Genomic DNA, 12,294 nt, shown 5'->3' with positions numbered 1-12,294 from the left:
ACAACATGGAAAATAAAAAGACAATCTATTTCTTATGTACAGGAAATTCATGCCGAAGCCAAATGGCAGAAGCATGGGGAAAGAAATATTTAGGAGATAAGTGGAATGTGTATTCTGCAGGAATCGAAGCACATGGAGTAAATCCAAACGCAATTAAAGCAATGAACGAAGTAAATATCGACATAACAAATCAAACATCAGATATAATTGATGCAAACATTTTAAATCGTGCTGATTTAGTCGTTACGCTTTGTAGTCATGCGGATTCGGTTTGTCCATCTACTCCGCCACATGTGAATCGTGTTCACTGGGGATTTGATGATCCAGCAGGAAAAGAATGGTCTGAATTTCAACGAGTTCGTGATGAAATTGGTGAACGTATAAAACGATTTTCTGAAACAGGGGAATAAATAAAGGAAAGAGTCAATCTTCTATTGTGTTGGAGATTGGCTCTTTTTTATTATATATTTCATTGATTTAAAACAACTATTAAAAAGAATATAGAATATTCTGTCATGGTGTTAAAGTTATAATAAAGCGATTTCAAAAAGGTGGTTTAACTTATGATTTCTGAATTAAGCAAGAATGATTTTTATAAATGTAGTAGTTTAATAAATGAACGAGGTCAATTAGAAGTCAAAGCTGTAATTGCAGGGGTGAATCCTGGTCGTATATTTGTAGATAACATATCTTCCCCTAATTCGGGGCTTATTTGGTTAGGCAATAATGATGGCTTCTTTTTTATTGGAAATGCTGAAAATGAAGAGTTTAATAAAGAAATGAATCATCTTATTAATAATGTAATAAAACCTGAGGCGAAAAAGGTTGGACTAAATTGTTTTGAAGGAATCGGTAATCATTCAAAGTGGAACAAAACAATTGAAAGAATATTTCGGCACCGTAACTTAAAGAGTTGGAATCAAAGAGTGTATATGCTAAGAAAAGAGGATTATGAAAATCATCATGAGCCTAAATTTGAACAGGGATATACTGTGCTAAAAATGAGTAAAGCTCTCTATGAAAATAATAATAACGCATTTAAGAACATTGATTTTTTACAATCAAAAATTTTAGAGTTTTGGTCTTCACCAGATTGTTTTTTCAATGAAGGAATCGGTTATTGCATTGTTTATGGTGATCTAATTGTGAGTGTTTGTTTTTCAGGATTTGTATTTGAAAATATACACTGTATAGATATTGAAACAATAGAAGAGCACCAGGGGAGAAAATTAGCTCAAACGATAGCTCATAGTTTTGTGAAAGATTGTTTGGAGAATGACATTACTCCATATTGGGACTGTATGGAATTGAACAAGTCTTCTATCGCAGTTGTGGAAAATGTAGGGTTTATAAATGTATGTAACTATGTAGGATATTATTTTCTATTTGATGAATAATTTGTTGATGCGATGAAACGATAGACATGAGTTAGTTCTATAAGTTTACGAGCCGCAAATGCGGCTTTTTTATTTGTGTCGTAATTCGTTTTAGAATTCTTTTTCAAAAAACTGAATGATTTTTTTAGAATTATCTTCACGTAGATCATAGCCTTCACCGTGTGTTTCATCGCTCGCTTTTGCTATTACGATGTCACCATCAGACTCTATCCAAACAAAGAATTCTTGTATAGAATTATCTTGATAAGTAACCTTCATTTTTGAATGTATATAGTTTTTGGCCTCTTGATCTAGAAGGAGTGTTTTTTTCTCTGCGCTTTCCATACTTGTGAAAATTGTTTTTATATTTTCTGTATTTAATACTTGATTACTACTTTTTGAATTTACAGGACTAATCTCAAGTTTTCTCACTTCTTTTTGTTCAAACATAACGTTTTCATATACAATTTCTTTTTCTTTCACTGCTGTGGATGCTTCTTTGTTGGAAGCTTTCGTTTCATTTGAATTACTTGTACATCCAATTAATAAAGTGATACTTAATGCTCCAATTATACCGAATTTTAAGATCTTCAATAATATGCCTCCCATCTACTATTGTCTATAATTCTATTTCCTATTTGAAATATCCTAGCTATGCTTAATTAAGTGAAATAAATTTTATTATGGGAAGCGTAATGAATTACACGTACCCTAATTTTTTGTATGAAAGGAGAGAATGGGGTGAAACACATAATAAGAAATGTAGTAATGAATTATTTTAAAGAAATTCATTCACTAGCAGTGGAAGAAGAATTACATAATAATAGTTGGCATACAGATTTACACTATAAAATCATCGTAAATGGAAAGCGGTATTCCGCAAGATTTATAAATAGCAAGCGAACAATCAATCCAGCTTTTGGAGCGTTATCAAACGAACAACTGATAGAGCAAGTACGGTTTACGTATTATGTACGCGAACATGGAATTCCTTTTATGCAGATAAATAAGAATAGGGCAGGAGAGCCATTTACACTTGTCGCTTGGAATGAGGAACAATACAGATTTGTCTTGTCTAATTGGATTGAGGGAGAACATATTACACATTGTACAGAAGCTATCGCAAAAGCCTTTGGAAAGGAATCAAGAAAGATTCATGACATATCTTGCGCATTTCAAAGCTCGATTTTTCAAAAGAAATCACATTTGGATGGGTATGCCCAGTTTATTCATATGTTAGAAAGTAAGGCAAGCGCATGCAAAGAATTACGGGAGTATATAAAGCTAGCTACATATCATATAGAGTGTGCATATACGAGTGAATTAAAGTTTATCGTACAGACAGATTTAAATCCTTTGAATGTTTTATGGGACTCAAGTGAGCAGGTAAAAGGAATTGTAGATGTCGAATCGATTGGATATGTTGATCGTATTGAAGGACTAGCCTTTTTACTAAAGTGGTATTCTCGAACAGAAGGAATACATTCGCATGAAGTATGTTCAAGTGTTGCTAGTGCATTTTTAGAAGGGTATAAGGCTCATAATATTGTTACATCAAATGATTACAAAAGACTTTCTTCGTTACTATGGTTATCCGGTAGTTTAAATTGGAATTTTGTGAAGAAAACACTAAGTGTAATAAGTGGTGAGAGGGAATTAGAAGAACATTTGGAAGTTTATAGAGTGAGGGGAGAAAGACTATCTTCATTATTAATTTGTACATAACATGTATTCTCCTAATTTGGGATTCAAATAAGAAACCATAGGAGGTGTTCTAAAAATGAAAATACAAATTGTATTGTTTGACGGTTTTGGAGAACTTGTCTCCTTTGCACCTTTTGAGGTACTGAAAAGAGCGATAGAAGAAGGGGCTCCGTTTACAGTTGAATTCGTTTTAAGTGAACTAAAACAAGAAGTTACTACTTCGTTTGGGGTTACGGTTCAATCACATGAATTTTTACGAATGGATAATCGTCCAGATATGTTCATTTTCTATGTTTAATAATTTGGCTGAATATAACCTAACTTTATTCCCTTTGTGACACCTCCCCAAATCCCATCAGCCTATAAAATAAGGAAAGTTCCACATAATGGACATAAACGATGCTTATAAATATAAAGTAGGATGTTATGAAAATGAATAAAGATTGCAGAGCCTACATAAAAAAGGCCTTAGCTAAACCCAGAATATAAAGTGCTTTTTTGAGGATGAGAAAATATGTATAGGAGGAAGGACATGAAAGACAATACTCCTAAGAAAATTTTATTTATTCAATCAGGAATTCCTTTTTATTATCCAATGATCGAAGCAGCAATTTTGAATAGTTTACAAAAGATAAACAGCGATACAAGTATGGTGAGTCCAGAAAAAGCTATAAAAACCGCGTTAAAAATGAAACCAGATTTTATTTTGGTATTAAGCGGTTTAAGTGAAGAATTTAATCATATTATGCCATTCTTAAAAAAGGCAGGGTTTACTACTGGACTTTGGCTGACAGATGATCCTTATTATACGGATGTAACACAACATCTTGTGCCGTATTATGATTACATATTTACGCAAGATTTAAATTGTATCAAGTTTTATAGAGGGATAGGATGTAAGAATGTATTTCATCTCCCGTTAGCAGCAAATCAAGATGTGTTTAAACCTTCTCTTAAAGAAGATACATATAAGTATGATCTTAGTTTTATAGGAACCGCATTTGAAAATAGAATTCACTTTGTTGATTCTATTTCAGAGTATTTAGCAGAAAAAAATATAAAAATTGTAGGTTTCGGTTGGGAGAATTTAAAGAGTTATGAAAGGTTAAAGGATAAAATACAAATCTTGCCACTTGCAAAGTATGAAGATGCGTTACATTTTTACGTATCTACTAAAATCAATATAAATTTGCATCGTTCACTAATTGATCAGGAATTGAATTGTAACTCTGCAAATATTCAAGCGTATTCCGTAAATAATAGGACGTTTGAAATTAATGCCGTAGGTTCTTTTCAATTAACTGATATACGTCCAGATGTAGCAAAACATTACATACCAGGTGTTGAAATAGAAACTTTTAATAGTGCATCGGAGTTTATACAAAAAGCAGAGTATTATTTGGAACATGTACAAGAAAGAAAACGTATAGCAAAAAATGGGCTGGATAGAACTTTGAAACATCACACATATGATAAACGAATCATACAATTATTAAACTATATTAATTTGAGGGGCGTGAAGGTGTAATCTAGTCATTAACTTACATGAAATAGCATCGATTATACTTGAAGATAAGCATTTAATGCACTGGGATAGACCAGAAGAGATTGCTGAGGACGTTTTAAATTGGTTCATATAAAAAGGTCCGTTGTTCGCATTTGAGCAACGGATTTTCTTTTGAAAAACTGAATCTAAGAGAGATAAGCAAGAGCATTACAGTTCTATCACCAATTCATTTTTGGGTATAATAGATGCGTGGCAGAAAACAGATAGAAAGATACTGCTAGGAATTTATACTTAAATGTTGGGAGATTGAACAGAGTTATGGGGACAGAAAAAGAAATTAGTTCCGCTAAATTAATATGGAAGATGACGCGCCCGCATACGTTAACGGCGACGTTTTCTCCTGTAATTTTAGGAACAGTGGCATCACTTTATGTTGCCAAAATTGATTGGCTTTTATTTATTGCGATGATGGCTGCATGTTTAGCATTGCAAATAGCGACGAACTTATTTAATGAGTACTATGATTTCAAACGTGGATTAGATACAGCTGATTCTGTTGGAATTGGTGGCGGAATTGTCCGTCATGGATTGAAACCAAAAAATGTGTTAACAGTCGCACTTTTATTGTATGTAGTAGCTGCACTTATCGGAATTTATATTTGTATGAATAGTAGCTGGTGGTTAGTCGTCATCGGTTTAATCGGAATGGCGGTTGGCTATTTATATACAGGTGGTCCATTACCAATTGCATACACTCCGTTTGGAGAATTAGTTTCTGGATTGTTAATGGGGACATGCTTTGTACTTATTGCTTTCTTTATTCAAACGAATACGATAACGACTGAAAGTGTATTAATTTCCATTCCAATTGGAATTTTAGTCGGTGCAATCAACATGTCAAATAACATCCGAGATATCGAAGAAGATATTAAAGGTGGAAGAAAGACATTAGTAATCCTCCTTGGGAGAGAAAAAGCAATAGTAACACTAGCTGTAGCCTTTTTCGTTGCTTATTTCTGGATCGCGGTAATTGTATTGATGGGTTATATAAGCCCTTGGGCATTAGTGATGTTCCTAGGTTTGAGAAAACCAATCTCTGCCATTCAAAGCTTCCAAAAAGGGGCAAAGGATCCCGGATATATGCGCATCGCCATGAAATCAACAGCGATGACAAATACGATTTTCGGCTTTTTATTATCAGCAGGATTATTAATTAGTTATTTGTTTTAAATAAAAACCCCCAGTTTCTCAATTTTAATTTAGAAACTGGGGGTTTTATTTTGACTTTGCTTCATGTTAAAAACAGTTTCATTTGAAATGAAAATACCAATACATTGCAACTTCATCATTTTTCATATCCAAACCTTTATAAATAAGAAAATCAAATCCACCAATTACAAATCCACATTTTTCATAAAATTTACATGCTGCGACATTATTATTTTGCGTTTCAAGCATGATCCCGGGCATATTGCCTTCTTTTGCCCACTTCTTTGCTTGGTCAATTAATCTTTTACCAACTCCGAGTGTACGATATTTTTTATCCACTGTTATATCTTCTATGTAAGCATAGTGATTCCAATTCTTTTTCAATACTATGAATCCGATGATTTGGTTATGTAACAGTGCTATGTAAATTACTTGATTCGGTTTATTTATATAGTCATTGTAAGCAAGTGCTTCATTATCACATTGATTTTGTAAATAACTTTTTTCATAACTTGGAACGTCTTCTACTGTATATTCTATGCGTCTATTTACTTTGGAAAGAGAAAGAATTAACCGAGCATTCACTATAAAACTATCATCAATCTCCGGGAAATTGCCTACATCATTTTTTTCTAAATTTCTAATTAAAAGGTTCATCGGAGTACCTCCCAATAATATTATTTCTTCTGATTTTTTATTTGATTCAAATGAATTGCGATTACAAAATTATAATAGAATTTCAATGGTAAGGCTATCTCTGTATTTTATCTTTATACTAGCATGCTAGTATGAAAATATTGTTTGAAATGAAGCGGATTATTTTCAATTAAACTTCCAGAAAAATCAACGTCTATAGTATCAACAGGGTTACTAAAAAATGAGACGATTTCATTAAAGAGTATTTTAGTGAAAGAAGGATTAAAGAAATGATCCTAGTTTTTTCTAAAAGAGTGATTCCATTAAATCAATTCAGAGCATGTTCTGATTTATCTTTCTTCAGAGCATGCTTTTTGGGCTCGTTTCCATAAGTGTATTAGTACCAATTTAACAACTCATCAGTTACAAGTTACTTTTTGGATACCACATTTTAGAATAACTAACTTATAGAAAAAATTGAATAATTTTCATGTGTAAGGAGATTTTAAGAAGGATATAGAGGGGATATTTTCCTGTTGTTTTCTAGCCAAATGATTACTGACCCAAAAACCATGTGGTGGAACGGTTTCTAAAGCTTTTCTGTCAAGAAATCACTAACACTAAAGTTCAAGTATAAAAACATAAACCATTCGATAAATGGGGTAGTATGATGAAAAAACTTAGTAGAAATCGTTTGAGAAAAGATATTCAGGAACTTGAGAGTGCAAGTATGCAGATCCAACATGATCAAAAGTGTGAACTCAAGCAGAATGTATGTGCGAATGAAGAAGTTTTGAGACAAGTTTTTGAAAATTGTTCCGATATTGTATTTCGTCCACTTCTCATAAATAGTCAAACTAAAATTCTTTTTATTTATATAGATGGATTAGTTGACACTAAGATTGTGGAACAAGTTGTTTTCAAACCAATGATGTTTGAAGGTTTGCCTAGTGGAGTAAAGAGTGAGGATTCGGTAGGAGAAATTATACAAAAACAGCTTGTTGCGGTTTCTCAAGTAAAGACGATTTCAAAAGTTCATGAGGTTATAGAAGCGATATTGAAAGCGAATATCGTCATTTTAACAGAAGGAGAGAGTCAAGCGCTAGTCGCTGATTTAAAAGGGTTTGAAAAACGAGGTATTGAAGAACCGGCTGCCGAGATTTCTGTTCGTGGCCCTCGGGACGGATTTACCGAAACGTTAAGGGTGAATACGAGCCTAATTCGCCGAAGGATTCGGAGTCAAAGACTAAAAATGGAACCGTATTCGATTGGGGAATTATCACAGACAGATGTGGTAATTGCCTATATTGAGGGCATTGCACCCGATTCGGTTTTGGATGAAGTTCGCCAAAGGGTAAAGCGAATTCAAATTGATGGGGTGTTGGAGTCAGCTTTTATTGAAGAGTTTATCGAGGATCAACCCTTTTCTCCCTTTCCGCAAATTCAAAATACCGAGCGACCAGACGCGGTTTGTGCAAGTTTATTAGAAGGGAAAGTCGCCATTTTAGTCGATAATACACCTTTCGTTTTAATCGTTCCTATGACATTTTGGACGGGTTTGCAAGCAGCGGAGGATTATTATGAGCGCTCTATCTACACGACTTTTGTTCGATGGATACGTTTAATATTAATTAATATTTCATTATTTCTTCCGTCTCTCTATGTTGCTATTACAACGTTTCATCCGAAATTAATTCCGACAAATTTGCTTATTAGTATTGCAGCTGCGCGAGAAGGTATTCCTTTTCCTGCTGTTATAGAAGCGCTAATGATGGAATTTTTATTTGAAGGTTTGAGGGAAGCGGGCGTTCGGTTACCAAAACCCGTTGGATCAGCAGTTAGTATTGTGGGGGCACTTGTTATCGGGCAAGCTGCTGTGCAAGCAGGTATTATTTCCGCACCTTTAGTTATTGTTGTGGCGACAACCGGTATTGCGTCATTTGCGTTCCCGCGCTACAACTTAGGAACAGCTTACCGGATGTTACGCTTTCCTATGCTGTTATTGGCAGGGATGCTTGGGCTATACGGTATAGCAATAAGTACCCTTGCGATTTTGATTCATTTAACTAATATTCGTTCTTTTGGTATTCCGTATTTAAGTCCAGTTGCGCCTCAGACTCCGCGTGATTTAAAGGATGTTTTTCTCCGAACGCCTCGTTGGAATATGACACACCGCCCAATAATGGTATCTGGTGAAGAGAAAGTTCGTTTTCCAGATGGACAAAAGCCAGATGAGAAACGGGGAGGGGAAACAGAATGAGTCTGCACAAGGCGCTCTCTATGATACTGGTCGTTTCATTATGCTTTTTGACGGGATGTTGGGATCGTACGGAGCTAAATGATCTGGCAATTGAATTAGGGTGGGGACTTGATCAAGCGAAGAATAATAAGGTTGAAATTAGTGCGCAGTTTATTATCCCATCAAAAATGGGAATGGGACAGAGCGGAAGAAGTAATGCAGGAAAATCGGTTTTTATAGAATCAGGAATTGGAAAGGATACACATGAAGCTGTACAAATGATGCAAACAAAAATGTCGAGAGAAATCTTTCGAGGGCACCAGCGTGTAATATTGATTGGAGAAAAAATGGCTAAAAATGGCCTCGCTTCAGTTTTAGATGCATATAGCCGCGATCCTGATATTCGATTACGAGCAGATACGTTTGTAATAAAGGGGCATACTGCAAAAGAGTTTTTGAAAGCATCCATCCCCTTAGAATCTATCCCGGCACTTGGGGCACTGAAAGAGCATATGCAAATAGAGGCGTTAGGAGATATGTCTTTATTACATTTTCTTATTGCTAGTACGAGTGATGGAATCACTCCGATTTTACCCGTGATTAAACTAAATGTGTCTCATAAAAAAGGAAAAACTGAGGTCAAAGGGTTTCAAATTGTAGGCGGTGCTATATTTAACAACGATTTCAAATTGATAGGGTATTTAAACATGCAGGAATGGTTAACTACTCTTTGGATAGTGAATCGTTTAAGTAAACAGACGGTTACAGCAAGCGCCTCTAAAGGAAATGGTAGTGCAAGTTTATATATGACAAAAATCAATAGAAAAATTATACCTACTATACAAGGGAACACAATTAAGTGTGATATTGTTTTTTCTGGTGAAGGAACAATTCAGGAAAATAATACGAATTTAGATCTTACGCAGCCAAAAAATATCACTCTTTTAGAACATGTATTGGAAAAACAATCTGAAAAGCAAGCTCTCCAAACTATTAAAAAGGTTCAAAAACAATACGGAACCGATATCTTTGGATTTGGGGAAGCCATTCATCGAAAATATCCATCCGAATGGAAAGGGCTAAAAAAGAATTGGAGTAAACAATTTCGAAAAGTGCAAGTTTCTGTTCATACAAAGCTTACTATTCGGCGAGTAGGACTGACTGGACCACCGTTGCAGTTAAAGAAAAATGAAATGAAAAAATAAGGAGGAATATAGAGTGTGAGACATTCAATGAAAATCTCTGGCAGGCAAATCTTTTGGATGATGTTCACATTTGAAGTGGGACAATCACTCCTTCTAGTTATTCCAGCGACGATTCGCACTGCCAAACAAGATGCGTGGATTTCGATCTTGATTGCAGGGGGGATAGGGGTTGTTCTTACTTTTTTGGCAACTACACTTGGTTCGCTCTATCCGAAACAAACGCTAATTGAATTTAGTCAAACCATTCTTGGTAAATGGCTAGGAAAGCTGCTGCTGATTCCTTACTTCTTTGGATGGTACATGATAATTTGGATAACCGTCCGTGAATTTGGTGAGTTCATTATTATCGCTTTGTTTCATAATACACCTTTGTGGGTTATTGTCTTGACTGCGATGTTATTGCTTATTTTTATTATTTACCAAGGCGGGGTGGAGGGGATTGGACGTTTAAGTGAAATTATAGGGCCAATTGTACTTTTAATGATAACGTTTGTAATCATTTTGAATATTGGCAATATGAATTGGGATTATATGCGGCCTATTTATCATGATTCTGGATGGCTTCCGATACTTAAAGGCTCCTATACTCCTGTAGCTGCATTTTTCGGGGAGGCTGTCATGATGATGATGTTCGTTTTCTTTATGGACAAACCAGAACAAGCGTCATCGCGGGCGATGTGGGGAGTAGGACTGGCCGTTTTTATGGTAACGATCGGAACATTAGCCGTCATTTTAACATTCGGTCCGAATCTATCTTCAAGTTTTTTGTATCCGGTTTACGATTTGAGCCGGTACATATCCGTCATGGAGTTCATTCAAAATGTAGATATTTTGATAGTGATTATTTGGTTTTTTAGTATTTTTGTTAAACTGGCGTTATACATGTTTATCGCTTGTTATGGAACAGCACAAATATTTCATTTAAAGGATTGGCGAAAAGTAGCTTTAGTTCTTGCTCCTATTTCGTTCATCATAGCTGTATCAGTTAAAAATATCCAAACATTTACCCATTATTACTACATATTTTTTGTAATTCCAATTGCATTTCCTGTCTATGAGCTAGGAATTCCTTTACTATTATTGGTGGTTGGTAAAATTCGAAGGAAATATGCATAAAACCAATTGGGAATATGTTTGAATGAAGGTATGCATAGCTTTTTGACTAAAATAAAAAGAGAACGAGCCTACTCACCAGTGTAGGCTTTTTATTTGTATATTACGTTATAAGAGATATCTTATTTTCTCCGGAATGTCCTTTTTAGAAATGTATGCAACAGAGTCCTTATAGTAAGAGTAGCTTATTTGGGATAATCAAAAAAACGTATATTGCAATATAAAAACTTAGTTTAATCCTAAAGGATACCCTACAACGATTCCTATAAATTGTTCTCAATAATTGAAAATAAAATCAATCCAGATTATTATATTGTTATTGTAAATTTATTTTATTGAAGGAGGATACATAAATGAAAAACTCAAAAGGCTCTATTGAGTCAGAGATAAGTAAAGCAATTACGCACTGGGAAAAGGACTACCTAGGACGCGGGTCTATATCCGTTAAGACAGATATATTACGAGATATGATTATCGTAAATTTACAAGGTATTTTAACACCGGCTGAGTATACTGTTTGCGAAACGAAAGACGGTATGCTAACGATAAAGAAAAATCGTTCGGAGCTAGTTGAATCTGGAATTGACGATTTGAAAGAGATTATACTAGAATTAACTGGAGAAGAAGTAAAAAGTTTTCATACGGATATAAGTTCTCGTACTGGTGAACGAGTAATGATTTTTAAATTGTTTCATAATCTTGAGGAAAAGTTTTAAAATAAAAAACAACTTAGGGTTAGTGGAAGATAAATTAAAAATGCAGTGAGATAATTAAGACACTTACAAGTTGTGCACTTTATTTGATTTTATTAGTATGGTGATAATTAGAAAACAAGAAAACTTGAAATTATTTATGTATAATGAATTTTGATTCGAAAAATGAATAAATAAATTGACAAACTGCTTAATATGGTTTATCTTATAATTGTTTTAAAAATTAATAGATGCTTATTTTAACTGTTTGCTATAATTAAGGCTTTAGCATTTTTTTAATATGTAATATTGACTAAATGAAAAAGTTTCTTAATTAAAAGATAGCGCATAACATAAATTGATATATTGATTGCATAATCTAGGAGATCAGAGATATACTGTTATTTTTCATAGGAGTAATACATATATTACTATCCTCTATAAAATGGGAGCTCTTCAAAAAACTTTATTGAAGTTAGTTGAAGTGAAACCGACAATCTCCATAATTCAATGATGATATAAAATCATTGAATTATGGAAGTTGTCGGTTTTTTTTATGGAAAAAACGATGTACGAAAAAGAGTGAATAAAAATTGAAATTAAAAAAACTATC

At 34.1% G+C, this 12,294-nt stretch carries 11 protein-coding genes and 1 pseudogene; 10 read left to right on the top strand and 2 right to left on the bottom strand.

The features are described from left to right. Positions 1–5 precede the first annotated feature (5 nt). Both arsC and PSR14_RS16060 read left to right on the top strand, forming a co-directional pair. A complete protein-coding gene (gene arsC, locus PSR14_RS16065; protein ID WP_000428334.1) occupies positions 6–410 on the top strand; it encodes an arsenate reductase (thioredoxin) in 405 nt (134 codons plus the stop codon). 153 nt (positions 411–563) lie between these two features. Next, a complete protein-coding gene (locus PSR14_RS16060; protein ID WP_073540936.1) occupies positions 564–1,397 on the top strand; it encodes a GNAT family N-acetyltransferase in 834 nt (277 codons plus the stop codon). A gap of 90 nt (positions 1,398–1,487) precedes the next feature. Here the strand turns inward: PSR14_RS16060 and PSR14_RS16055 are convergent, their stop codons facing one another. Then, a complete protein-coding gene (locus PSR14_RS16055) occupies positions 1,488–1,970 on the bottom strand; it encodes a hypothetical protein (protein WP_113732430.1) in 483 nt (160 codons plus the stop codon). Between the two features lie 147 nt (positions 1,971–2,117). Here PSR14_RS16055 and PSR14_RS16050 point away from each other — a divergent pair, with 147 nt between their 5' ends. From PSR14_RS16050 to menA, 4 genes and pseudogenes are all read left to right on the top strand, one after another. Then, the gene (locus PSR14_RS16050; RefSeq protein ID WP_130776784.1) at positions 2,118–3,101 is read left to right on the top strand and encodes a phosphotransferase; all 984 of its coding nucleotides are present in this window, start codon (positions 2,118–2,120) and stop codon (positions 3,099–3,101) included. 55 nt (positions 3,102–3,156) lie between these two features. Continuing rightward, a pseudogene (locus tag PSR14_RS16045) lies at positions 3,157–3,366 on the top strand (DJ-1/PfpI family protein); the annotation flags it as partial. A gap of 246 nt (positions 3,367–3,612) precedes the next feature. Beyond that, positions 3,613–4,608: a glycosyltransferase gene (locus PSR14_RS16040; RefSeq protein ID WP_073540930.1), complete on the top strand. Its 996-nt coding sequence runs from the start codon at positions 3,613–3,615 to the stop codon at positions 4,606–4,608. Between the two features lie 297 nt (positions 4,609–4,905). After that, positions 4,906–5,817, top strand: a complete 912-nt coding sequence (menA, locus tag PSR14_RS16035) for a 1,4-dihydroxy-2-naphthoate polyprenyltransferase (protein ID WP_073540928.1) — start codon at positions 4,906–4,908, stop codon at positions 5,815–5,817. Positions 5,818–5,895: 78 nt separating this feature from the next. Here menA and satA read toward each other — a convergent pair whose 3' ends face one another. After that, positions 5,896–6,453, bottom strand: a complete 558-nt coding sequence (satA, locus tag PSR14_RS16030) for a streptothricin N-acetyltransferase SatA (RefSeq protein WP_073540926.1) — start codon at positions 6,451–6,453, stop codon at positions 5,896–5,898. Between the two features lie 646 nt (positions 6,454–7,099). Here satA and PSR14_RS16025 point away from each other — a divergent pair. The 4 genes from PSR14_RS16025 to PSR14_RS16010 all read left to right on the top strand — a co-directional run bounded on the left by PSR14_RS16025 (position 7,100) and on the right by PSR14_RS16010 (position 11,705). Continuing rightward, complete coding sequence (locus PSR14_RS16025; RefSeq protein WP_073540924.1) at positions 7,100–8,692, top strand: spore germination protein; 1,593 nt, start codon at positions 7,100–7,102, stop codon at positions 8,690–8,692. After that, positions 8,689–9,876, top strand: coding sequence for a Ger(x)C family spore germination protein (locus PSR14_RS16020; protein WP_073540922.1), 1,188 nt, complete (start codon positions 8,689–8,691; stop codon positions 9,874–9,876). Before PSR14_RS16025 ends, PSR14_RS16020 begins: the two co-directional genes overlap by 4 nt. Positions 9,877–9,903: 27 nt before the next feature. Then, on the top strand, positions 9,904–10,992 hold the full coding sequence (locus PSR14_RS16015) for an endospore germination permease (RefSeq protein ID WP_003267067.1): 1,089 nt from the start codon (positions 9,904–9,906) through the stop codon (positions 10,990–10,992). A gap of 350 nt (positions 10,993–11,342) precedes the next feature. Beyond that, positions 11,343–11,705, top strand: a complete 363-nt coding sequence (locus PSR14_RS16010) for a DUF2294 domain-containing protein (protein ID WP_000798157.1) — start codon at positions 11,343–11,345, stop codon at positions 11,703–11,705. The last annotated feature ends 589 nt before the right edge of the window (positions 11,706–12,294 follow it).

The sequence above is a fragment of the Bacillus sp. A01H genome (assembly GCF_045277205.1).
GTDB classification, from domain to species: domain Bacteria; phylum Bacillota; class Bacilli; order Bacillales; family Bacillaceae_G; genus Bacillus_A; species Bacillus_A paranthracis.
Note: the sequence above shows the minus strand (reverse complement) of the source record. Positions and strands in the feature narration are given on the sequence as shown.